The following is a 23,056-nucleotide window of genomic DNA, read 5'->3' on the forward strand; positions in this document are numbered from 1 at the left end:
ACATGGATCGCCAAAAGGAATTCGTGCTTCGCACCCTCGAAGAGCGCGACATTCGGTTCGTCCGATTGTGGTTCACGGATGTTCTCGGATACCTGAAATCGGTGGCGATCGCACCAGCGGAACTGGAGGGTGCCTTCGAGGAGGGGATCGGCTTCGACGGATCCGCGATCGAGGGCTTCGCCCGGGTTTCCGAGGCAGACACGGTCGCGAAACCGGACGCCTCCACCTTCCAGGTGCTGCCGTGGAGTTCGAGCAAGGGGCATCAGCACTCGGCCCGAATGTTCTGCGACATCGCGATGCCGGACGGCTCTCCGTCCTGGGCCGACTCGAGGCACGTGCTGCGTCGACAGTTGAACAAGGCCAGCGACCTGGGTTTCAGTTGCTACGTCCACCCCGAGATCGAGTTCTTCCTCATCGAGAACGGACCGATCGACGGCACGCCGCCCAAGCCCGCCGACTCCGGCGGCTACTTCGACCAGGCAGTCCACGACTCCGCCCCCAACTTCCGGCGACATGCCATCGATGCGCTCGAGTCGATGGGCATCTCCGTCGAGTTCAGCCACCATGAGGCCGCTCCCGGCCAGCAGGAGATCGACCTGCGATACGCGGATGCCCTGTCGATGGCAGACAATGTCATGACCTTCAGATACCTGGTCAAGGAGGTCGCGATCGCCGAGGGCGTTCGTGCCACCTTCATGCCGAAACCGTTCAGCGATCAGGCCGGCTCCGCGATGCACACACACATGAGCCTGTTCGAGGGCGATACCAACGCATTCCACGACCCGGATGATCCGATGCAACTGTCGGGCACCGGCAAGGCGTTCATCGCCGGAATCCTCGAGCACGCCAACGAGATTAGCGCCGTCACCAACCAGTGGGTGAACTCCTACAAGCGACTGATCCACAGCAGCGAAGCGCCAACCGCGGCGTCCTGGGGGCCGTCCAACCGGTCTGCACTGGTGCGGGTGCCGATGTACACGCGGAACAAGGCATCGTCGCGTCGCGTCGAGATCCGCAGCCCGGATTCGGCGTGCAACCCATACCTGACTTTTGCGGTGCTTCTCGCCGCTGGTCTGCGTGGTATCGAGAAGGGCTACGAGCTTCCGCCCGAGGCCGAGGACGACGTGTGGGCGTTGACGTCGGCCGAGCGCCGCGCCATGGGCTACCGGGAGCTTCCCACCAACCTCGATGGTGCGCTCCGTGTGATGGAGAAGTCGGAACTGGTCGCCGAGGCGCTCGGCGAGCACGTGTTCGAGTTCTTCCTACGCAACAAGCGGCGTGAGTGGGCGGAGTACCGGAGCCATGTGACACCGTTCGAGCTCGAGACCTATCTCGGGTTGTGAGTAAGAAGATGGTGAAGCCTCCGGCTGCGCGTTCCGCTGTACCAGGGCCCGGTCGTCTGGGCCTGGTCGAACCGACCGCGCCATCCGAGCTCGAGGATCTGGGCTGGGTTGGTGCCGACAGCATCGAACTGCTGTGGTCGCTGTCGCGGGCCGCGAATGCCGATCTCGCGCTCCGTACGCTGGTGCGGCTGAAAGACGGGCTCGGCGAGGGCTGGGCCGAACTCGACGCGGCGCTCCGCGCAGACAAGGGCATACGCGGTCGTCTACTCGGTCTGGTCGGTGCTTCCAGTGCGTTCGGCGACCACCTGGTCGCGGACCCGCTCTCCTGGAAGATCCTCGCCGGCGATGTCACGCTTTCGTCGAAGGAGGCGGCGACTGCCGCGCTGTTGGCCGCAGTCGGCGCCGAGCCGGAGGAGGGTGGTCATCCGGACGCCAACCTCTACCGGGCGACGGTCACTGGACCAGAGGCCATTGCAGCCCTGCGCAAGGCGTACCGCGACGAGTTGATGCTGCTCGCGGCCACCGACCTTGCGGCGACAGTCGAGAATGAACCGGTACTGCCATACCAGACGGTCGGCCACCAACTGTCCGATCTGGCGGATGCCGCCCTCGACGCTGCCCTCGCAGTAGCTGTCGCGACCGTGTGCCCGGATGTCCCCTGCCCGGTGCGCCTCGCCGTTATCGCCATGGGCAAATGTGGTGCGCGCGAACTCAATTACGTAAGCGACGTAGACGTGGTCTTTGTCGCAGAACCGGCCAATACGACCGCCAGCCGAATAGCGGGCGAAATGGTGCGTATCGGGTCGTCGGCCTTCTTCGAAGTGGACGCCGCGCTACGGCCGGAGGGTAAGCGAGGGGAACTCGTCCGCACACTCGAGTCTCACGTCGCGTATTACAAGCGTTGGGCCAAGACCTGGGAATTCCAAGCACTGCTCAAGGCTCGCCCGATGATCGGAGACGCCGACCTCGGTCAGAGATATGTCGACGCACTGAGCCCGATGGTGTGGATCGCATCCGAGCGTGAGGATTTCGTTCCCGAGGTGCAGGAGATGCGCCGCCGAGTGGAGCGGATGGTTCCCCCTGAACTCCGAGAACGCGAACTGAAGTTGGGGCGGGGCGGCTTGCGTGACGTCGAGTTCGCCGTCCAACTCCTTCAACTCGTCCACGGCCGCGCCGACGATGCGTTGCACGTCCAGAGCACGATCGACGCCCTGACGGCGCTCGCCGCGGGCGGTTACGTCGGTCGTGACGATGCCGCGAATCTTGCTGCATCCTACGAGTTCCTGCGGTTGCTCGAACATCGGTTGCAGTTGCAGAAACTCCGGCGTACGCACACCCTGCCGCCGGCGGACGACGACGAAGCGTTGCGCTGGCTGGCGCGGGCAGCGCATATGCGACCCGACGGGAGCAAGGATTCACTCGGGGTCCTCAACGCGGAAATCAAGCGCAATGCGCACCGGGTGAGGCGGCTGCACGCAAAGCTGTTCTACCGTCCGCTGCTCGAATCGGTGGCGCGCATGGACAAGGACGCCCTGCGACTGGGCCCGGACGCGGCCATCCGCCAGCTGGCGGCCTTGGGCTACACCACCCCCGAAAATGCACTCGGGCACCTCACCGCTCTCACCGGCGGTGGGTCTCGCAAGGGGCGGATCCAGGCGATGCTACTGCCAACGCTACTCGAATACCTCGGTGACACAGCGGATCCCGATGCAGGGCTACTCGCGTACCGGCGGCTGTCGGAGGCGATGACCGACCGGATCTGGTTCCTTCGTCTGCTGCGTGACGAGGCTTCGGTCGCCGAGCGCTTGATGACCGTACTGGGGTCCTCGGCCTACATCCCGGATCTGCTGATCAAGGCACCGGACGTCGTTCGACTGTTCGCGGATTCGCCGGGTGGGCCGCGTCTGCTGGAATCGAAGCCCGAGGACGTCGCCCGCGGCATCCTCACCGCTTCGGCGCGGCACGACGACCCCGCACGCGCGATCGGCGCCGCTCGGTCTCTGCGCCGATACGAGTTGGCCCGCATCGCCTCTGCCGACGTCCTCGGCATGCTCGATGTGCCCGGCGTGTGCCGCGCATTGTCGTCCGTGTGGGCTGCCGTGCTGAACACCGCTCTCTCCGCGGTGATCAAGGCGAGCGAGAAGGAACTCGGCACGCCTGCTCCCGCCATCTTCACGGTGATCGGGATGGGCCGTCTTGGCGGTGGCGAACTCGGGTACGGATCGGACGCCGACGTCCTCTTCGTGTGCGAACCTCATGAAGGGATCGACGAGACTGTCGCCGTCAAATGGGCGAACAGTATCGCCGACAAGGTTCGCAAGCTGCTCGGCGCACCCAGTACCGACCCGCCGCTCGAGGTCGACACCGGACTGCGACCGGAGGGACGCAACGGACCGGTGGTGCGCACACTGGCGTCGTACGAGGCGTACTACGCGAACTGGGCGCAGGCCTGGGAGATTCAGGCGTTGCTCCGCGCTCATCACATCGCGGGCGACGCAGACCTCGGTCTGCGCTTTCTGCACATGATCGACAAGACGCGCTATCCGGCAGGTGGGGTGTCGGAGCAGGCGGTTCGTGAGATCCGGCGGATCAAGGCCCGGATCGACTCCGAGCGCCTGCCTCGGGGGGCCGACCCCGCGACCCACACCAAGCTCGGACGAGGCGGTCTCGCCGACATCGAGTGGACCGTACAACTGATCCAGCTTCGGTATGCCCACGAGATCGAGTCGCTCCACAACACGTCGACGCTCGAGACCCTCGACGCCATCGGTGCGTCCGAGTTGCTCAGCGACTCGGACATCGAACTGCTGCGGGACGCGTGGATCACCGCGACGAAAGCGCGCAACTGCCTGGTCCTCGTTCGTGGCAAGCCCACTGATCAACTTCCCGGCTCGGGGCGCGTCCTGTCTGCGGTCGCGCAGATCGCAGGCTGGGGCGGCGACGATGCCGGCGAGTTCCTGGACCACTACCTGCGGGTGACCCGACGGGCCAAGGCCGTGGTGGAGAGGGTTTTCGGGGAGTGACCGCCGCGTGAGAGCGGCAGTGACCTGGGGTGCTCGCGCGCTGGCCGCGCTCGGCTGGCTCGCGGTGGCAGTCGGAGTCCTCGGCGTCGCTCTGAGATTTTTCGACGTGCAGAACCAGCGACTGCTCATTCTGGCGTCGGCTGCGCCCTACCTGATGGCGGGTGCCGCAGTCGGGGTGGTGCTTCTGGGACTGACCCGGCACTGGGTCGGTTTCGCGGTTGCGCTGACTGTGGCCGTGGCGGCCACGCTGTCGCAGGGTCCGCTGTACGTGGCAAACGACACGGTGACTGCGTCGGGGCCGAAACTGACGGTGATGCAGGCCAATATCTGGCTCGGTAATGCCGACGCCGCCTCTCTGGTCCGGCAGATCCGCGACCGCGATGTCGACGTCCTCGCCGTCAACGAACTGACACCCGAGGCCGTCGATCGGTTGGTGGGCGCGGGAATCGAATCGACGCTGCCGTTCTCGTTCCTGATGCCGGGAATCGCCGGCGAGGGAACTGGTATCTGGAGTCGATACTCGCTCTCCGACAAAGTCCACTATTCGGAATTCATCCTGTCTGCGTTGTCGGCCCGGGTGAACCTCTCGGATGACGTGAGTACGGCGCTGTACGCGTTTCACCCGGTCCCGCCGTGGCCCACGGATCCCTCGGTCTGGTCGGGGGAGATGGATCGCATCGAGGCCATTCTCGATGCGATTCCCGCAGACTCTGGGCCGGTAATCGTCAGCGGCGACTTCAACGCAACCCGCGACCACGTGAAGTACCGGAACCTCGTGACGGGACGATACCGGGACGCCGCTGATCAAGCCGGTGCGGGGATCCAGAACACCTATCCGGCCGACCGGCAGCCGTTTCCGCCGATGATCGCGATCGATCACATCGCCATGAGTGGGGCGCAGGCGCAGTCGGTGGAGTCGGTGGTGTTGGAGGGTTCGGATCACCGCGGCTTGATCGCGAAGATCGTCCTCGCGAACTGAACGTGGCGCGGAGGAGGCGCCCGGCGGTCACGGGAGCGTGATAAATCCCTTGTCCACCAGCCAGTCACGCGCGACGTTCGCAGGCTCCTCACCCTCGACGTCGACCCGACGATTCAGTTCGGTGATCTCCGCGGTGGTCAGCGCGGCGGAGACGGGGGCCATCACCTCGGCTACCTGAGGGTGGGCATCGGCGAAATCCTTGCGCATCACGATGGCGGGGTTGTAGTTCGGGAAGAAGTGGAGGTCATCCTCGAGTATCAGGAGATCGAGCGCGATGATGCGCCCGTCCGTGGTGAACACCTCGCCGAACCTACACGACGTTCCGCGCGCGATCGCCTCGTAGATGATGCCCGTCTGCAGGATGTTGGGGTGCACGCGGGCAAGGTCGAAACCGTATCTGGCTGCCATACCGGCAAATCCGTCCTGCCGGACAAGGAACTCGCTTTCCATGCAGGTCGACGCTGCCTTAGGGTCGGCCTCGATCAGGTCTGTGTACTGAGACAAGGTGGTGATCCCGGTCTCGTCTGCGGTCTGCCTGCTCATGGCGAGCGCATATGTGTTGTCCATCGGTGCGGGGTCGACCCATACCATTCCGTTGCGTTCGAGATCCTCGTCCCGGACTGCCTCGAACTGCGCAGTGGCTCCAGGGACTGGCGTTTCGTGGCCGAGATAGTTGATCCAGCCTGTCCCGGTGTACTCGTAGGTGATGTCGATCTGGCCGCTCTCTTGGGCGTCGCGCGTGCTGTTGCTCCCCGCGATGTTGGTGAGGTCGCGCACGTCGGCGCCGGCGGCGCTGAGTGCGAACTCGATGAGGTAGCCGAGGATGACCTGCTCGGTGTAGTCCTTCGAGCCGACGGTGATCTTCACGTTCTCGAGGTCTGGAACGGGCGTTATGCTGCCCGGCCCAACCGCCAGCGGCAGTGCTCCGCCGGATTGGAGGCCACAGGACGCCAGGGTGAGGGTGGCGAGTGCGGATGCCACGAGGATGCGCCGGAATTTCCTCATCAGCGCAGGCCCTTCGGACCGAGGAACTCTTCGGCGAGAGCGCCGCACCAGTCGACGAGCAGTGCGAGCGAAACGGCGAGCACGGCGCCGACGACCAGCGTGACGTTGTCACGCAACCTGTACCCGGTGTCGATGAGGATTCCGAGACCCCCCGCGCTGACGAGGAAGCTGAGTGTCGCTGTTCCGACGGCGAGGACGAGAGCTGTGCGCAACCCCGCGAGGATGTACGGGACGGCGAGCGGCAATTCGACTTTGCGCAGTACCCGACGAGCGGTCATGCCCTGTCCGCGTCCGGCGTCGATGACCGCAGGATCGACCTCATGAAGACCAAGCATCGTGTTCCGCAGAACAGGCAGGAGTGAGTAGAACGCGATGGGGAGAACGCCGATCCAGAACCCGGTCGTCTTCGTGGCGAGGAAGAGCAGGACGAGCAGTCCGATGGCAGGAGCGGCCTGCCCGATATTGGCGATCCCGATGAAGATCGGTGCCAGCTTTGTGAACCCGGGTCGCGTCAGCAGGATGCCGAGTGGAACGGCGACGGCAACGACGATCGCGACGACGGCGACAGTGATGAGCACGTGCTCCCGCGTCCGCTCCGCGATATTGGCCGCGTTGATGCTGACCTTCTGGGTGGCGCTGAGGTCGCGGGTGAAGGCCCATCCGAGAACTCCGACGACGAGGATCAAGATGAGGATCGGCTGGACGAACAATCTGCCCCGCTCCGAACGCCGATCGGTCGGAGCCGCGTTTGTGGGATCGACGAGGGCGGCAGTCATGACGATGCCCCGCCTGCACGTGCCACGCCGCCGTTGCCGGCTTCCTCAGTACTCGAGTGTTCCTCGCGCATGGCGGACAGATGGTTGACCAGGGTGTCGATCGTGATCAGGCCCCGGTATTCATTTCTGCGCCCCGTGACCACAGTAGAGGCGCTACTCTCCGCGAGCAGAGCCTCCAGAGCATCCTGCAGCGTGGACTGGGTGGAGACGGACGCGCCGATCGGATTTCCGACGTCGCGTAGCGAGGTGGCATTGGTGAGGTGGTTGTGTGACACCCACCGGATGGGGCGATCTCGGACGTCGAGAATCAATCCCCACTTGACTTTGCGTCGGGCGATTTCGGCGCGCAGTTCTTCGATCGAGCCGTCGGAGTACGCGGTGGGGCACTCCAGTAACTCGACGTCCCGGACCCGGGTCAGGGTCAGTTGCTTGAGGGATGCGTCCGCGCCGACGAACCCCGCGACCATGTCATTGGCAGGATTGGCGAGGATCGCTTCCGGGGAGTCGTACTGCATGATGTGTGACTGATTGCCCAGCACCGCGATTCGGTCGCCCAGCTTGACTGCCTCGTTGAAGTCGTGGGTGACGAAGACAATCGTTTTGCCCAGGTCGGACTGCAGCCGCATCAATTCGTCCTGTAGCAGGCCGCGCGTGATCGGGTCGACTGCGCCGAAGGGTTCGTCCATCAGCAGCACGGGAGGATCGGCCGCCAACGCACGCGCCACTCCGACCCGTTGCTGCTGGCCGCCCGACAGTTGTCGTGGGTAGCGGTCGCGGTAGAGGCCCGGTTCGAGTCCGACCAGGTCAAGCATCTCGTCGGTGCGTTCGGCGATCTTCTTCTTGTTCCAGCCGATCAGCCCGAGGACGGTGCCGACGTTCTTCGCGATGGTGAGATGCGGAAACAGTCCCGCCTGCTGGATCGAGTAGCCGATGCCCCGACGCAACTTGTCCGGGTTGATGGACAGGGCATCGATGCCGCCGATCGTGATTTTCCCCGACGTCGGTTCGATGAGCCGGTTGATCATGCGCATCGTGGTGGTCTTGCCGCAGCCTGACGGTCCGACGAACACGACGATCTCGCCGGCGGGGATGTGCATCGATACGTTGTCGACGGCGGCCTCCGCCTGCCCCGGGTACTTCTTGACGACGTCTTCGAGGACGATGTCCACGCCCGAGACAGTGCGGCCCTTGGTGCGAGATGGGTCGAGATCAGTCACGGATCCCCCTGGAGGTGGTGAGTTTGCCGACGATGACGTAGATGCCGTCGAGTACAAGAGCGAGGAGCACGATGAGAACAGTCCCGGTCAGGGCCTGCGGTACCGCTGTCGGACTGCCGACGCGGGAGAGTCCAGAGAAGATGAGATTGCCGAGCCCCGGACCCTTGGCGTACGCGGCAATGGCGAGGATGCCCATCAGCATCTGCGTGCTCACACGCATACCGGTAAGGATAGTCGGCCAGGCGAGCGGAAGTTCGATCCTGGTCAGCACCGTTGCGCGGCTCATTCCCACTCCGCGGGCCGCATCGGTGACGGCCGGATCGACCGAGGCGAGCCCGAGGATGGTGTTCCGGATGATCGGTAGTAGCGCATACAGCACGAGCGCCGTCACCGTTGGAGCCACGCCCAACCCCATGATCGGGATCAGCATGCCGAGTAGCGCGAACGACGGGATGGTGAGGATCGTGCTTGCCACCGCGGTCGCGATGGCAGAGCCCGCCGGGCTGCGGTACACGAGTATCCCGATCGCCACCGCGACGATCGTGGCGATGACCACCGACTGAACGACGGCACTGACGTGTAGATAGGAGTCGGTCAGGAGTTGCTGCCTCCGGGAGGAGACAAAATCCCACAGTTGCGCGATGTCCAACCGCCGGCCCCTCTTCCCAGTGCTCGTTCGAGAAATACCGTCTGTTAGCTTTTTGCGTTGCTCCGGATCACTCGCAGGCGCAGCCTGTCGCCAGAAATCCAGGAGCGTCATGCGACGCTCCTGGTCGTGAGGGTGACGCTGCGTACCGCGGTTAACTCTGCCACGGTGTCACCAACTTCGCTCGCTGGTTGAGCGCTTACCGGGCATGCAGGCCGTCACCGCGCCAGCACTCTGTGCGTTCACTGGATCGGGAATGTCACACCACTGCCGGCGAGCCGGGGGACGACGCGGTTTCCGAAGCCCCGCACCGTCCGGTGACCGTGCACCTGCCGAACGAGGTGATGAAGCGGAAAAATGCCCCTCACCCGCGCGACTAGCCGTTCTCATCAAGGAGTCCTACTGTGTGAACCGTATGGAGTTTGGCGCCGTTTTTGATCAGTAGCTGCTGCGGCCATGGCAATCGCCGGTGGAGGGCGTGACTGGGGTCAACCGGACTCTTTGCCCAGTACCGACCGAGAAAGCATCTACTGACTGAGGTGAAAATATGCGCGGACCAACAAGCGCCGTGGTGGCTGCCGGACTCGTAGCCACGGGACTGGTGTTCGGGTCACCCACCGCACAAGCAGACGGCACCACGTACGTTGGGCCATCGTCCCTGGACATTTTCATCTCGGACAATTGCGGGTTCGGTGCAACCACGGTCAGCGATGCGTGGGCAGGCGGCTTTTGTGATAATCCAGCGGTGCCGACTGGCCAGCACTTCCACTGTGAGTGGCAGGGCGGGTTCTCTACCTTCCGGTCCTGCGACTGGCGCTGGGCCGACAACACCCTTGCACCACCACCGGCCTAGGAACGTGTTCGGAATATTTCGAATGCCAGGGAGTGGTGGCGGGCTCCTGATCGGCCATCCATAACCAACGGGCTTGGGGGAGCGGGTTGGGCAGTCAGAGTGCCCCACAGCCCTTCCGGTCGGGGGCTGCCCTAGGTCACTGCAGGTACGCCTCTGTCCTGCAATAACATCCCCACGCTCTCGCCTTGGGCGCTGGCCGCCGCAGCAGCTACACCCTCAGCAAGTTCTGGGCGAGTTGGAACGGAAGCAGCCGCGCCTGCGCTATCTGGTGAGCGGCACATTGCGTAGAGTGTTGATGAGTGTGCGAGGCGTGTGGCCCACCAGTTTGTTTGGGTGACATGCGATGAAGCGCGGTCGGGTGAGTGAAGTGTGAATCGAATCGGGATCGACGTCGGTGGCACATTCACGGATGTCGTCATCCTTGATGAGGAGAGCGGACTGGCGCGCTGCTTCAAGGCGGCTACAGACTATCTCCGACCGGCTGAGGGCATCATGGCGGCGTTCGATGCGGCCGATGTCGACGGCGCCGACGTCAGTCACGTCAAGCTGGGCACCACGCTGGCGGTCAACGCGATCTTGACCCGGCGTGGGGCCTCCACAGGGTTGCTGACAACGGCGGGGTTCCGGGACGTCTTGGAGATCCGCCGCACCCACCGGGAGCGCCTCTTTGACCTCTATGAGACTATCCCGGCACCGCTGGTGCCCCGACACCTGCGCAAGGAGGTCGACGAGCGGGTCGACAGCTCGGGCAAGATCATCACGGAAATTGATGAAGATGGCGTACGTGCCGCGTGGCGTGAGTTGCGCGAGCAAGGGGTGACCGCGATCGGGATCTCCTTTCTGTTCTCTTTCCGCAACCCTGCCAACGAGCTGCGGGTGCGGGAGATCATCCTCGAGGAGGGCGGCGCCGAGGCGGTGTTCTGCTCCAGCGAGGTGCTACCGGTGTTGCGAGAGTACGAGCGGACGTCGACGACTGTCGCAGCGGCGTTTGTTGCCCCGGTGGTGCGCAACTTTGTCAGCCGCCTCAGCGCAGAACTCGAACAGCGCGGCGTTTCTTCGAGTCGGCTGTCGGTCATGACCAACTCCGGTGGGGCGCTTGGGGCCCGCGCGGCTGCGGGATCACCCATCCCGATTCTGTTGTCCGGGCCTGCCGGGGGAGTGTCGGCGGCGCGTTGGCTGGCAGCCCAGGCCGGCAAACCCGACGTGGTGACTCTCGATATGGGAGGCACCAGCTGTGATGTGTCGGGTGTGCAGGGCGGTGTCCCCGATGAGCGCCTGGACATGAGTGTGGGTGGGCTGGACATCGTCTACCCCACACTCGACCTGCACACCATTGGTGCAGGTGGCGGCTCCATCGCGTGGTTGGATACTGGCGGGGCGCTGCGGGTGGGTCCGGTCTCGGCGGGCAGCGCACCCGGGCCGGCTTGCTACGGACGGGGCGGAACCCAACCCACCGTCACCGACGCGAACCTGGTGTTGGGACGCTACGACGAGGGGACACCGCTGGGTGGTCACCTGAATCTTGATCTTGCCGCCGCGCGTGAGGCCATCGAGCACCAAATCGCCCAGCCGATGGGTATCAGCATCGAAAAGGCCGCGACCGGGATCGTGCGGCTGGTCAACGCGGCGATGGTCAATGCGGTGCGGACGATCTCGGTGCAGCGCGGACGTGATCCGCGCTGGTATGCGCTGGCCCCGTTCGGTGGCGGAGGGCCGGTCCACGCTCTTGATATCGCCGATCAGCTCGGCATCACCACGGTGGTCGTACCACCGTTTCCCGGTTGCACGTCGGCATTTGGTGCGATTCTGGCCGCGCCGCGCCGCGACACACTGCGGTCGATCAATAGGCCCTTGGCCGGTCTCGATGTTGCGTTGGTGGGTATGACAGTGGCTGATCTCGTCAGGGAAGTGAGTGGTCTGCTCGCCGGGGAGGGCTACGACCGCTCGCTGGTTGACTTAGCGTTGTGGGCCAGCCTGCACTACGCCGGACAGGCACACGAGTTGGTGGTGCGCCATGGCGGTCTGCAGGTCAGCGCGGAGTCCCTCAGCGCGCTTGCAACCGCGTTCGGTGCGGCCCACGAACGTCAGTACGGCCACCACTTCGACGATGTTGCGGTCGAATTGGTCACCCTGCGAGTCACCGGCATCGCGCACCAGCCCAACCCCAACGTGTCCTGGGAGTGGGCCGAGGTGGACTGCAGCAACGATGGGCAGACGCGCCAGGTGTACTTCGAGTCGATCGATCGGTTCACCGAGACTCGGGTGGTCGGCCGCGGGGGGCTGGTGGTGGGGGAGCGACTTCCTGGTCCGGCGGTGCTGCACCAGGAGGACGCCACGACACTGGTCCCCCCTGGCTGGTTGGCGCTGCGAGACACCGGCGGATGCCTGCTGATCACGAAGGAAGAACCATGATCCCCACGACGATGGACCCGTTCACCCTGCAGGTCATCGGTCACGCGCTGATTTCGATCTCCCGCGAGATGGGGGTCACACTGTCGAGGACGTCGTGCTCGCCGATCTTCAACGAAGGCAACGACTACTCCTGCGCGATCTTCGACGCGCACGGTCAGATGGTGACGCACGGTGAGTTCCTGCCCATCCACCTGGGATCCATGGTGTTCGCCACCAAGGCGGTGACCGATGCGTTCGGCACCGAAGGGCTCGGGCGTGGTGACATGGTGGTCTTCAACGACCCCTACCTGGGTGGAACCCATCTGCCCGATGTCACTTTCGTGGCGCCGATTTTTCACGACGACGCGCTGCTCGGCTACGCCGTGAACCGCGCGCATCAGCTGGACATCGGGGGAACCAGCGCGGGGAGCTTCTTTTCCGAAGCGCGCGAGAACTATCAGGAAGGGCTGCGGATCGCGCCCGTCAAGCTGGTGCGCAATGGTGTGCGCGACGAGCATCTGCTGGAGTTCATCGTCGGCAACACCCGGCTGCCCGACCAACTGCGAGTGGATTTCGAGGCCCAGATGTCGGCCAACCGCACCGCCATCCGTCGGCTGATCGAGCTCGCAGAACGCTACAGCGCGACCCAGGTGCAGGCCGCAATGACGCTGATCCTCGACCAGTCCGAGCATCGCACCCGCCAAGCGATCAGGCGGTTGGCCGACGGTGAATACCACGCGCAGGATTTCATTGACAATGACGGCATCACCGACGTCCCCCGCGTCATCAACATCACGGTGCGTATCAACGGCGATGAGGCCGAGGTCGACTTCACCGGGTCCTCAGAGCAAGTCGAGGGCCCGCTCAACAGCGTGCTGGGCTGCACCTGTGCAGGGGTGTACATGGTGTTCCAGGCGGCTACCGACCCCGATATCGAACCCAACGTCGGCTGCTACCGCCCCATCAAGATCTTCGCGCCCGAGGGCACGATCGTGAACCCGCGATTCCCCGCGGCGTGCACCGGCGGCACCGAGACCACCATCGTCGTCCACAACACCATGTTCCGGGCACTGGCAAGCATCCCCCGATCCGAGGACGGCGGGCCACGAGTAGTGGCCTGCGATCAGGGATCGGGGAACAACAAGATCATCAGTGGCACAGACCCGCGCTCCGGGCGCAAGTATGTGCTCTACGAATATCCGGAGGGCGGGTGGGGCGCGGGCCGTGACCGCGATGGCCACAACGCCGTCTGGTCCATCGTCGGCAATATCTCGAACGTGCCGGTGGAGGTTGTCGAAGACCAGTATCCGGTGCGTGTGGAGCGCTACGAGCTGCGTTCCGACAGTGGAGGGCCGGGTATCCACCGCGGCGGCCTCGGAATCAGGCGTGATCTCCGCGTTTTGGGTCACGACGCCACGGTCTCGATCCTGGGTGACCGGGTGCGGGTACCGCCGTGGGGCTTCGAGGATGGGTTGGCCGGCGCTCCCGCGTCTTACACCGTCGATCCGGAAGAACCCCAACAGCGCTCTGCCGCACCTGAATTCGGCAGCAAGGCCTACAACCTGGCGCTCGGAGCCGGTGAGGTCATTTCGCAGTGCACTGCAGGAGGTGGTGGCTGGGGTGACCCGGCCAAGCGTCCGCCCGAGGCGGTAGCCGCCGACGTATTGGCCGGATACGTCTCATCGCAGCAGGCCAGGGAGGTCTATCTGGTGGTCCTGTCCGAGGATGGTCAGGTCGACACCGACGCGACGCTGGTGCTGCGCGCCGAGCAGAGCAAAGCGAGAGAAACGAGGGCAGCGCCTGACAACACTCAGGTATAGCACCACACGGCGAAAACTACTGCTGCCCAATCTGGTGAAATAGAAATCACAGTGCGAGCACAAAATGCAGTGCGAGGACATCAATGCACTACGCCACCTGACCTGAGCTTATTCACGACGCCATGCCCAACAACTTGCAGGCGGCCGTGCTGCTCGGGGCGTTCGCAGGTCTGCGCATCGCCGTGGTGTCGGCGTTGAAGGTGGCCGATGTCGATTTCGTGCGGGGTGTGGTCTACCTCAAGAATCAGTGGCCGGAGGACCCGTTGAGGACGAAGGGAAGTAGCACACCGATCCCGGTGCCCCGTGAGTTGACGGTTATGCTGTCGGCCTCATTCCGACAATGGCCGGGGAATGCATCGTCACCGACGGCGCTGGTGGACCGGCGCCGCCATGGATCATCGAGCGGGCGCTCCGGAATGCGAAAGAGGTTGATCCTGGGGGGTTCCGGAGGAATTCAGTTTTCACGACCTCCGCCACTATCTCGTCTCGTTGCTGATCTCCAAGGGTGCGGATATCAAGACCGTTCAGGCGAGGATGCGGCACGCAAGCTCGACCACGACGCTCAACATGTACAGCCACTTGTGGCCGGACGCAGACGAGTCCACCCGAACCGCCATCGGTGAAGTTCTGGCGGAACGAATGGACTCGTCTGGTGTGTCTGCGGACAGAAACTGTCAGCAGCTAGTGTTCGTGCAGCTCAGAGCGTCCTACGACTCACACGTCGTAGTACAGCTGGAACTCGTACGGGTGCGGACGCAGGTTGACCGGAGCGATTTCCTGCTCGCGCTTGAGTGAGATCCAGGTCTCGATCAGGTCGGTCGTGAACACGCCACCCTCGGTGAGGTAGTCGTGGTCCGCCTCGAGGCGATCGATGACGGTCGCCAGGCTCGTGGGAGCCTGCGGGATGTTGCGGGCCTCCTCCGGCGGGAGCTCGTACAGGTCCTTGTCGACCGGAGCCTGCGGTTCGATCTTGTTCTTGATTCCGTCCAGGCCTGCCATCATCTGCGCCGCGAAGTTCAGGTAGGGGTTACCCGAGGAGTCGGGGGCGCGGAACTCGAGGCGCTTGGCCTTCGGGTTGTTCCCGGTGATCGGGATACGCACGGCTGCCGAGCGGTTGCGCTGGCTGTACACCAGGTTGATGGGGGCCTCGTAGCCCGGCACCAGACGGTGGTACGAGTTGACCGTCGGGTTGGTGAACGCGAGCAGCGACGGCGCGTGGTGCAGGATGCCGCCGATGTAGTGACGAGCCATGTCGGACAGGCCCGCGTAGCCGGCCTCGTCGTGGAACAGCGGCTTGCCGTCTTTCCACAGCGACTGGTGCACGTGCATGCCCGAGCCGTTGTCGCCGAAGAGCGGCTTCGGCATGAAGGTGGCGGACTTGCCGTGCTGCCATGCGGTGTTCTTCACGATGTACTTGAACAGCTGCAGGTCGTCCGCAGCCGCGAGCAGCGTGTTGTACTTGTAGTTGATCTCCGCCTGGCCTGCGGTACCCACCTCGTGGTGGCCGCGCTCGAGGTCGAAACCGGCGTTCTGCAGGTTGGTGGAGATCTCGTCGCGGAGGTCGACGTAGTGGTCGTACGGCGCGACGGGGAAGTAGCCACCCTTGGGGCGGACCTTGTACCCCAGGTTCGGGCTGCCGTCGGCATTCATCTCGGCGCCGGTGTTCCAGGACGCGGACACGGAGTCGATCTCGTAGAACGAGCCGTTTATCCGCGAGTCGTACCGGATCGAGTCGAAGATGTAGAACTCCGCCTCGGCGCCGAAGAACGCGGTGTCGGCGATGCCGGTCGACGTCAGGTATTCCTCGGCCTTGCGGGCGACATTGCGCGGGTCGCGGCTGTACGACTCACGCGTGAACGGGTCGTGGACGAAGAAGTTGACGTTCAGCGTCTTGGCGGCACGGAACGTGTCGATCTGCGCGGTGGAGACGTCGGGCAGGAGCATCATGTCCGACTCGTGGATCGACTGGAAGCCGCGGACGGACGAACCGTCGAACGCGAGACCGTCCTCGAAGACATCCAGGTTGAACGCGGAGGCCGGGATCGAGAAGTGCTGCTGGACGCCCGGCAGATCACTGAACCGGATGTCGACGTACTCGACGTTCTCTTCCTTGATGAACTTAATGACCTCTTCGGCCGTGGTGAAGGCCACGCTTGTTGCTCCTTAAGTCGCTTCAGCCAGGTGAGTACTGGCGAATTCGTCGAGCCAAACCGTAGGGACTTGGTGTTGCCCGCCGGTCAACCTTTTGTTTCGCCCGTGTTACACATCGAATCTTCCTGGGCTTTTTCACCGGATGTGACCGCGTACACAGCCAATAACTCCGGTTGAAGTCCTCGGAGACGAGACGCCTATCCTTGACAGCATGGCACGAATCACCGGATCCTGGCTCTCCGGACCCTTGGCTGCGCTGCCGGACGGTGCGGACGAAATGAAGCAGTCTTACCGGGGTGAACGCCTCGGTTTGCAGCCGGCGGGGCCCGGCGCACTCGCGAGCACGGGCCGCCGTCTTGCGGCGCTGATGATCGACTGGGTGTCGTCGGCGGGCATCGCCGCGCTGATCATCGGCGACAACTTCTTCGAAGGTCCGTTCTCGACCGTCACGTTGGCCGTGTGGTTCGTGATCGGCATAGCGACGGTGACACTGTTTTCGTTCACACCGGGACAGTTCTGCCTCGGATTGCACGTCGCGCGCATCGACGGACCGGTGCGCGTCGGCTTCGTTCGCGCGCTGGTACGGCAGGCCCTGCTCGTGTTCGTGGTGCCGGGAACTATCACGGACGCCGACGGCAGGGGCATGCAGGACCGGGGCACCGGTACCGCGCTGGTACGCACACGCTGACCTGACATCGGACCCCACGTGGCTGACGAAGCAGCAACTAGCGGCGGCGGATGGTGCGCTGCACGCCACGCATCTTCGCGCCGGCGGGCATCGGACCCTTGGGCAGTGCGGCGCCGCCACCGCGGCTGCTGAGCGCCGCGAGCCGCGACTCGATGGCGTCCATCCGCTTGTTGTCGATGTTCTTCGGAAGCTTGTTCAGACGCCTCTGCAATTGGGACAGCGGAACCTGGCCCTCGTCGTTGCCGATGACGAAGTCGTAGATCGGGGTGTCGCCGACCAAGCGGGCAGCCTTCTTCTTCTCTTGGGCCAGAAGCGATTTGACGCGTTGCGGCGATCCCTCGGCGACGAGGATGATACCGGGACGGCCGATCACGCGGTGAACGGCGTCGAGTTGAGTAGTGCCCGCGATGGCACTGGTGACGCGCCAGGAGCCCTGCATGTTGTCGAGCGCCCACGCCGCCGCGCCGGCTTGGCCTTCAGCCTTGCCGTAGACCGTCTTCTGCACCCGTCGACCGAAGATGATGAACGCACCGAGTACGCCGAGCATGAGACCGAACGGCAGGAGGAACCACTGGATGCCCCAGATCAGACCGACGAGGAAGAACACCACCGCCAGTCCGATGAGCGTGCCGAGCATGATCGGCAGAAGCAGCTTGTCTTCCTTGCGCTGCATCTGGAATGCCTGCCAGAGCTGAGTTCTGCGTTCTTTCGACGCCTGCCTGCGGGCTGCCTTGGCGGCTGCCTTTGCTTCTTTGCTGGGTTTGCCCGCTTTGCCGGATTTACTGCCGTTCGCCATGCTGTTCAGGATACGTCCCTAGCCGTTCGCGGTAGTGACCCGTCCCATGTCGATCACCGCACACGCGGCGCGGTCAGTGGGCGAGGCGGGCCAGGACAGAACTTGCCTCCTGCGAAGCGCTACCGCCTTCGGCGAGATGTTCCTGGCCTGCAGGCAATTCGCGACCGTGGTGGGCCATCGCCTGCGCGTACAGTCGGCCGGCGCGGTATGACGAGCGAACCAGGGGCCCGGCCATCACACCGGCGAACCCGATCTGCGCGGCGGCCTGTGAGTGCTCGACGAACTCCTCTGGCTTGACCCACCGTTCGACTGGGTGATGCCGCGGGGAGGGGCGCAGGTACTGGGTGATCGTGATGATGTCGCAGCCCGCGTCGTGTAGATCGTGGAGAGCCTGGGTGACCTCGTCGGGGGTCTCTCCCATCCCGAGGATGAGATTGGACTTGGTGACGAGGTTGTCCTTGCGTGCGGCGGTGATCACGTCCAGGCTGCGCTGATAGCGGAATGCCGGCCGGATCCGCTTGAAGATGCGGGGCACCGTCTCCACGTTGTGCGCCAAGACCTCCGGTCGGGTGGCGAACACCTCGGCCAGTTGTTCCGGTTTGGCGTTGAAATCGGGGATCAGCAGTTCGACGCCGGTACCAGGATTGAGTTGGTGGATCAGACGCACGGTTTCGGCGTAGAGCCAGGCGCCTCCGTCGGGCAGATCGTCGCGTGCGACGCCGGTGATGGTCGAGTACCGCAACCCCATCGCCTGGACGGACTCGGCGACACGCCGGGGTTCATCGCGATCGAGGTCGTCGGGCTTGCCGGTGTCGATCTGGCAGAAGTCGCAGCGACGGGTGCACTGTTCACCGCCGATCAGGAACGTCGCCTCGCGGTCTTCCCAGCATTCGTAGATGTTGGGGCAGCCGGCTTCCTCGCACACGGTGTGCAGGCCCCCGCGCTTCACGAGGCTCTTGAGTTCGGAATATTCCGGGCCCATCTTGGCCCGGGTCTTGATCCACTTCGGCTTACGTTCGATCGGAGTCTCCGCGTTTCGGATCTCGAGGCGGAGCAGTTTGCGTCCTTCTGGGGCCACAGTCACGGCACCGATTGTACTCCCGGCGAGGTCTAGCGGAGGCAGGGGAGTGCGCTCGTCAGCCGTACTGAACAGTGGTGAAGTTGAGTGTAGAGGTGGGCTTCGCGGCACCGCCGGTGTCGAACGCGACACGCTCGATGTCGTGTTCGGTGATCGGAAGAGTGCCATCGAGTGCGGCTACGACCGCTGCCGTGACGGCGTGCTTGACATCCCCGACTGTGACGTCGCGGCCCAACTCGCGAGTGAGCGATGTGACGCCCGCATCGCGGATGCCGCACGGGATGATCGCGTCGAATCCGGTGAGTGCGGAGTTGCAGTTGAGTGCGAAACCGTGCAGCGCGACCCGTCGCTGCACGCGAACGCCGATGGCCGCAACCTTGCGCTCGGGCAGTGGGTGCCCGTTCTCCGACGAGGCAGGCAACCACACGCCCGAGCGCCCGTCGACCCGCCCGCACTCGACACCGAGGTCGGTGCAGACGGTGATCAGCGCCTGCTCGAGCCTGCGCACGTAACGCACGACGTCCACCGGTTCGGCCAGTTTCACGATCGGGTAGCCAACCAACTGTCCCGGGCCGTGCCAGGTGATCTTCCCACCGCGGTCGACGTCGATGACGGGAGTGCCGTCAGTGGGCCGGTCCGCGGGCTCCGTCCGCCGCCCTGCGGTGTAGACGGCAGGGTGTTCGAGCAGCAGCAGGGTGTCGGCGCCCACGTTCTCAGCCCGCTCTGCCGCGAGTTCGCGTTGGCGGTCCCAGGCGGCGACATAGCCGATCGTGCCGAGGTCTTCGACAGCGATCGGAGCCGGGCTGACGCGGGCGGACTGTGGCGCGCTGCTCATGCGTTAGAGATTACGCCGGGGAATCGGCGGGGCCACCGTGAGTGAGGTCACCGGACGAGGGCTGCGGCCGCTCACCGGACGAGGGCTGCGGCCGCTCACCGGACGCGGGCTGCGCCCAGGGCTTCACCGACGGTGTTGTGCCGGAACCGGAATCCGGCGTCCTCGAGTACGGTGGGAATGGCGCGCTGCCCCGCCAGGAGGCCTTCGTGCGCAAACTCTCCGACCAGTACGTTCAGCGCGAACCCCGGTACGACCCACGGTGCGGGGCGGCGCAACACCCTCGCCAACGTGCTGCTGAACTGCGCATTGGTGACCGGCGCCGGACCAGTGAGATTTACCGGGCCTGAGACGTCCTCGTGGGTGAGCACGAACTTGATCGCATCGACCTCGTCTTCCAGCGAGATCCACGACAGGTACTGGCGACCGTTACCGAGTCGGCCACCGAGCCCGAGCGAGTAGAGCGTCGTCAGTCTGCCGAGTATTCCGCCATGTGGCGAGAGGACGATGCCGCTGCGCAGCAAGACCGTTCGGACCGTCGCCGTGTCAGCGAAGGCGGCCGCGGCTTCCCAATCGCGGCAGGTGTCTGCGAGGAAACCGGTCCCGGATGGAGACTTCTCGTCGACGACGCGGTCGCCGGTGTCGCCGTAGTACCCGACCGCGCTTGCGTTCACGAACACCGGAACGCCGGCTTCGGTGACGGCCTCGGCGAGAACATCGGTGGCCGCGATGCGACTGTCACGGATCAATTGCTTGTAAGCGCCGGTCCAGCGTTGTCCACCGATTCCGACCCCGCACAGATTTACCACCCCGTCGGCTTCGGCGAGGATCTTCGTGTCGAGGCGATCTGTCTGCGGATCCCAACGTGACTCGTCGGGGCCGGCGGGTGATCGGCGCACGAGACGTACGACGTCGTGGCCGTCGCTGCGGAGGGACGAGACGAGAGCGGTCCCGATCAGCCCGGAGGAACCGGCGACGATTACTCGCATGTGCAACAGCCTCCTTCACAGAGCAGGGGCACCATCCCCGCGGGAAATGGTGCCCCTGCGCGAATTCGAACGTACCGTCGCGGCTGTCCGAAATAGCTACAAGCCGAGGTCCGCCTCGAACGACGCCTCTTCCAGACGCTGCTTGACCGTGGTCAGGAAGCGACCGGCGTCGGCGCCGTCGACGAGGCGATGATCATAGGTGAGCGGCAGGTAGCACATCGAACGGACACCGATGGACTCGCTGCCGGATTCGTCGGTCACGACCACCGGGCGTTTAACTATCGCACCGGTTCCGAGCATCGCGGCCTGCGGGGGTACGAGGATCGGGGTGTCGAACAGGGCGCCCTGGCTGCCGATATTCGTGATCGTAAAGGTGCCACCGGACAATTCGTCAGGCTTGAGTCCGCCGGAGCGGGCGCGCTTGGCAATGTCCGCGATGGCGCGGGCCAGGCCGGCCAGCGAGAGATCGCCGGCGTTGTGGATGACCGGCGAGAGCAGACCCTGCTCGGTATCAACCGCGATACCCAGGTGCTCGGCGTCGTAGTAAGTGATCTGCTTGTTCGCTTCGTCGTAGCTGGCGTTGACGTTTGGGTGCGACTTCAGCGCTTCGACGACGGCCTTTGCGAAGAACGGGAGGAACGTGAGCTTGACGCCCTCGCGCTCGAGGAATGTGCTCTTGGCCTGAACACGCAGAGCCGCGATTCTGGTGACGTCGACCTCGAAGGTCTGAGTGAGCTGCGCCGTGTTCTGCAGCGATTCCCGGGTCTTCGTGGCCGTGATCTGACGAATCCGGTTGGCCTTCTGCGTGGTCCCGCGCAGGTATGCCAGCTCGGGGCGAACCCCTGCGGAGGCGGCGGCTGGTGTCGCAGCTGCCGGTGCAGATGCGGCCGGCGCCTTCTTGGCCTCGGCCGCTGCGAGGACGTCCTGCTTGCGGATCCGCCCACCGACTCCGGTGCCCGTGATCGAGGACAGGTCGACGGCGCTTTCGGCGGCGAGTTTGCGCACCAGCGGGGTGACGTAGGGGGTGCTGTCACCGGAGGTGGCCGCGGGAGCGGCCGGGGCGGACGCGGCGGGGGCCGGGGCGCTCTTGGTCGGCTCGGGCTTCGCCGGCTGCGCGGGCGCCGGGGCAGACGCGGCGGCGGGGGCCGGCGCGGCGGCGGGCTTGGCAGCGGGGGAACCGGAGCCGACGACCGCGAGTTGACCGCCGACGGCCACGGTGTCATCTTCCTCAGCGTTGATCTCGAGGAGCGTACCGGCGACGGGGGACGGGATCTCCGTGTCGACCTTGTCGGTGGATATCTCGACGAGCGGATCGTCCACGGCGATCTCGTCGCCGACGGCTTTGAGCCAGCGGGTGACGATGCCCTCGGTAACGGACTCGCCGAGTTCCGGCATCGTGACTGCTGTGCCGCCCGAGGAGCTGGTTCCGGACCGGCTCCCCGAGGAACTGGTTCCGGAGGCCGTCGGCGCGGCCGACTCCTCGGGTGCGGGTGCGGGTGCGGGTGCGGGTGCGGGTGCGGGTGCGGAAGCCGGGGCAGAGTCAGCGGCGGGGGCCTCGCCGGCGTCGCCGATCACCGCAAGCTCGGCGCCGATTTCGACGGTGTCGTCTTCGTGGGCGACGATCTTGCTGAGAACGCCGGCCACGGGAGACGGGATCTCGGTGTCAACCTTGTCCGTGGAGACTTCGAGCAAGGGTTCGTCGACTTCGACCGTGTCTCCTTCCTGCTTGAGCCACCGCGTGACAGTTCCCTCGGTGACACTCTCACCAAGCGCTGGCATCTGGACGGAGAAGGCCATGTCTTTTGACTCCTCGACAGTTGTGTTCGGGTTGTTGAATTTTGTCGACTTGTGGTCGTGACCCATTGTGCTCGAGATAAACGTCTCTTGCGGGCTACTTGCAGGTAATTCCGATTTGTCGTCACCCACGCGCTATGTCGGCGATCCTCATCTTTCCATTGATTCGACAATCGCGTCCGTCGAGGGCCACCGGCCAGGCACCCGGGTGTGGAGGGACGTACGTTCTACCGGCCAGTAGTATTCGTACGCTGCCGTGATCGGGCGTTGCCTGGCAAACTTGGAGGACAATTGCCGACACGGTCCGGCACACATACTCGAGGAGGCTCGACGTGGGGTTGTTCAAACGTTTCTCACGGCCTCGGGCCGGTCGGTCTTCGGCGTCCACGGAGGACGCCGCATATCTCGCAGACTGGACGCGCACGCACCTCGGCGTCGAGGCGTACGTGGAACCCGAGACGACGGTGACCGAAGTCACCGTCGTCCTGGTCGCGACCGATGGCGAATGGACCCGACGCAAGGTGGGTGGAGCACGCGGCGCCCGCAAACTCGGCGAAGATCTGCGCATCCCGGTGTACGACGTCCGCAAAACCGGCTACCCGCAGCGAATGCGCGACTTCGACGCGCGCCGGCGCATAGAACGCCGGCGCGAGCGGGAGCGGGACCTGTAGGCGC

At 64.7% G+C, this 23,056-nt stretch carries 18 protein-coding genes; 8 read left to right on the forward strand and 10 right to left on the reverse strand.

The genetic code is table 11. The features are described 5' to 3' along the window. The first annotated feature begins 2 nt into the window (after positions 1–2). Genes glnA (RM2_RS08830) through RM2_RS08840 form a run of 3 tightly spaced genes read left to right on the forward strand, consistent with a single transcriptional unit; the run spans position 3 to position 5,345 of the window. A complete protein-coding gene (glnA, locus tag RM2_RS08830; protein ID WP_072688450.1) occupies positions 3–1,343 on the forward strand; it encodes a type I glutamate--ammonia ligase in 1,341 nt (446 codons plus the stop codon). 8 nt (positions 1,344–1,351) lie between these two features. After that, positions 1,352–4,366, forward strand: coding sequence for a bifunctional [glutamine synthetase] adenylyltransferase/[glutamine synthetase]-adenylyl-L-tyrosine phosphorylase (locus RM2_RS08835; RefSeq protein WP_072688499.1), 3,015 nt, complete (start codon positions 1,352–1,354; stop codon positions 4,364–4,366). Positions 4,367–4,373: 7 nt separating this feature from the next. Continuing rightward, on the forward strand, positions 4,374–5,345 hold the full coding sequence (locus RM2_RS08840) for an endonuclease/exonuclease/phosphatase family protein (RefSeq protein ID WP_245813789.1): 972 nt from the start codon (positions 4,374–4,376) through the stop codon (positions 5,343–5,345). 27 nt (positions 5,346–5,372) lie between these two features. On the opposite strand, the gene RM2_RS08845 is transcribed toward RM2_RS08840, so the two are convergent. The 4 genes from RM2_RS08845 to RM2_RS08860 are packed head-to-tail and all read right to left on the reverse strand — an operon-like array spanning position 5,373 to position 8,986. Further along, positions 5,373–6,350 carry a glycine betaine ABC transporter substrate-binding protein gene (locus RM2_RS08845; protein WP_072688451.1) on the reverse strand — a complete coding sequence of 326 codons (978 nt, stop codon included), beginning with the start codon at positions 6,348–6,350 and terminating at the stop codon, positions 5,373–5,375. Beyond that, positions 6,350–7,126, reverse strand: coding sequence for an ABC transporter permease (locus tag RM2_RS08850; protein ID WP_072688452.1), 777 nt, complete (start codon positions 7,124–7,126; stop codon positions 6,350–6,352). The genes RM2_RS08845 and RM2_RS08850 overlap by 1 nt, the downstream gene beginning before the upstream one ends. Continuing rightward, positions 7,123–8,343 (reverse strand): ABC transporter ATP-binding protein, encoded by a 1,221-nt coding sequence (locus RM2_RS08855; RefSeq protein WP_072688453.1) that lies wholly within the window; start codon positions 8,341–8,343, stop codon positions 7,123–7,125. The genes RM2_RS08850 and RM2_RS08855 overlap by 4 nt, the downstream gene beginning before the upstream one ends. Next, complete coding sequence (locus tag RM2_RS08860) at positions 8,336–8,986, reverse strand: ABC transporter permease (RefSeq protein WP_139277711.1); 651 nt, start codon at positions 8,984–8,986, stop codon at positions 8,336–8,338. Before RM2_RS08860 ends, RM2_RS08855 begins: the two co-directional genes overlap by 8 nt. A 1,225-nt stretch (positions 8,987–10,211) precedes the next feature. On the opposite strand from RM2_RS08860, the gene RM2_RS08865 reads away from it, so the two are divergent. The 3 genes from RM2_RS08865 to RM2_RS25110 all read left to right on the forward strand — a co-directional run bounded on the left by RM2_RS08865 (position 10,212) and on the right by RM2_RS25110 (position 14,848). Beyond that, a complete protein-coding gene (locus tag RM2_RS08865) occupies positions 10,212–12,254 on the forward strand; it encodes a hydantoinase/oxoprolinase family protein (protein ID WP_072688455.1) in 2,043 nt (680 codons plus the stop codon). Continuing rightward, positions 12,251–14,053, forward strand: coding sequence for a hydantoinase B/oxoprolinase family protein (locus tag RM2_RS08870; protein ID WP_072688456.1), 1,803 nt, complete (start codon positions 12,251–12,253; stop codon positions 14,051–14,053). Before RM2_RS08865 ends, RM2_RS08870 begins: the two co-directional genes overlap by 4 nt. A 489-nt stretch (positions 14,054–14,542) precedes the next feature. Next, a complete protein-coding gene (locus RM2_RS25110) occupies positions 14,543–14,848 on the forward strand; it encodes a site-specific integrase (protein ID WP_072688457.1) in 306 nt (101 codons plus the stop codon). Here the strand turns inward: RM2_RS25110 and glnA (RM2_RS08880) are convergent. After that, positions 14,768–16,204, reverse strand: a complete 1,437-nt coding sequence (gene glnA / locus RM2_RS08880; RefSeq protein ID WP_072688458.1) for a type I glutamate--ammonia ligase — start codon at positions 16,202–16,204, stop codon at positions 14,768–14,770. The genes RM2_RS25110 and glnA (RM2_RS08880) overlap by 81 nt on opposite strands. A gap of 211 nt (positions 16,205–16,415) precedes the next feature. Here glnA (RM2_RS08880) and RM2_RS08885 point away from each other — a divergent pair, with 211 nt between their 5' ends. Further along, a complete protein-coding gene (locus RM2_RS08885) occupies positions 16,416–16,892 on the forward strand; it encodes an RDD family protein (RefSeq protein ID WP_072688459.1) in 477 nt (158 codons plus the stop codon). A 37-nt stretch (positions 16,893–16,929) separates the two neighbouring features. Here RM2_RS08885 and RM2_RS08890 read toward each other — a convergent pair whose 3' ends face one another. From RM2_RS08890 to sucB, 5 genes are all read right to left on the reverse strand, one after another. Next, on the reverse strand, positions 16,930–17,688 hold the full coding sequence (locus RM2_RS08890) for a DUF4191 domain-containing protein (protein ID WP_072688460.1): 759 nt from the start codon (positions 17,686–17,688) through the stop codon (positions 16,930–16,932). 73 nt (positions 17,689–17,761) lie between these two features. Continuing rightward, positions 17,762–18,772, reverse strand: a complete 1,011-nt coding sequence (gene lipA / locus RM2_RS08895; protein WP_174553836.1) for a lipoyl synthase — start codon at positions 18,770–18,772, stop codon at positions 17,762–17,764. Between the two features lie 52 nt (positions 18,773–18,824). Further along, on the reverse strand, positions 18,825–19,601 hold the full coding sequence (lipB, locus tag RM2_RS08900) for a lipoyl(octanoyl) transferase LipB (RefSeq protein ID WP_072688462.1): 777 nt from the start codon (positions 19,599–19,601) through the stop codon (positions 18,825–18,827). 95 nt (positions 19,602–19,696) lie between these two features. After that, positions 19,697–20,587, reverse strand: coding sequence for a TIGR01777 family oxidoreductase (locus RM2_RS08905; protein WP_072688463.1), 891 nt, complete (start codon positions 20,585–20,587; stop codon positions 19,697–19,699). 96 nt (positions 20,588–20,683) lie between these two features. Then, positions 20,684–22,384 carry a 2-oxoglutarate dehydrogenase, E2 component, dihydrolipoamide succinyltransferase gene (gene sucB, locus RM2_RS08910; RefSeq protein ID WP_072688501.1) on the reverse strand — a complete coding sequence of 567 codons (1,701 nt, stop codon included), beginning with the start codon at positions 22,382–22,384 and terminating at the stop codon, positions 20,684–20,686. Positions 22,385–22,713: 329 nt separating this feature from the next. On the opposite strand from sucB, the gene RM2_RS08915 reads away from it, so the two are divergent. Then, positions 22,714–23,052: an oxidoreductase gene (locus RM2_RS08915; protein WP_072688464.1), complete on the forward strand. Its 339-nt coding sequence runs from the start codon at positions 22,714–22,716 to the stop codon at positions 23,050–23,052. Positions 23,053–23,056 lie beyond the last annotated feature (4 nt).

The sequence above is a fragment of the Rhodococcus marinonascens NBRC 14363 genome (assembly GCF_001894885.1).
Taxonomy (GTDB): domain Bacteria; phylum Actinomycetota; class Actinomycetes; order Mycobacteriales; family Mycobacteriaceae; genus Rhodococcus_F; species Rhodococcus_F marinonascens.

Bases quoted from the DNA above. Each gene is read 5' to 3' on its own strand.
- RM2_RS08850 (WP_072688452.1), bottom strand. From the start codon at position 7,126: ATGACTGCCGCCCTCGTCGATCCCACAAACGCGGCTCCGACCGATCGG.
- sucB (WP_072688501.1), bottom strand. From the start codon at position 22,384: ATGGCCTTCTCCGTCCAGATGCCAGCGCTTGGTGAGAGTGTCACCGAG.
- RM2_RS08845 (WP_072688451.1), bottom strand. From the start codon at position 6,350: ATGAGGAAATTCCGGCGCATCCTCGTGGCATCCGCACTCGCCACCCTC.
- RM2_RS08870 (WP_072688456.1), top strand. From the start codon at position 12,251: ATGATCCCCACGACGATGGACCCGTTCACCCTGCAGGTCATCGGTCAC.
- RM2_RS08835 (WP_072688499.1), top strand. From the start codon at position 1,352: ATGGTGAAGCCTCCGGCTGCGCGTTCCGCTGTACCAGGGCCCGGTCGT.
- lipB (WP_072688462.1), bottom strand. From the start codon at position 19,601: ATGAGCAGCGCGCCACAGTCCGCCCGCGTCAGCCCGGCTCCGATCGCT.
- glnA (WP_072688450.1), top strand. From the start codon at position 3: ATGGATCGCCAAAAGGAATTCGTGCTTCGCACCCTCGAAGAGCGCGAC.
- RM2_RS08905 (WP_072688463.1), bottom strand. From the start codon at position 20,587: ATGCGAGTAATCGTCGCCGGTTCCTCCGGGCTGATCGGGACCGCTCTC.
- RM2_RS08885 (WP_072688459.1), top strand. From the start codon at position 16,416: ATGGCACGAATCACCGGATCCTGGCTCTCCGGACCCTTGGCTGCGCTG.
- RM2_RS08890 (WP_072688460.1), bottom strand. From the start codon at position 17,688: ATGGCGAACGGCAGTAAATCCGGCAAAGCGGGCAAACCCAGCAAAGAA.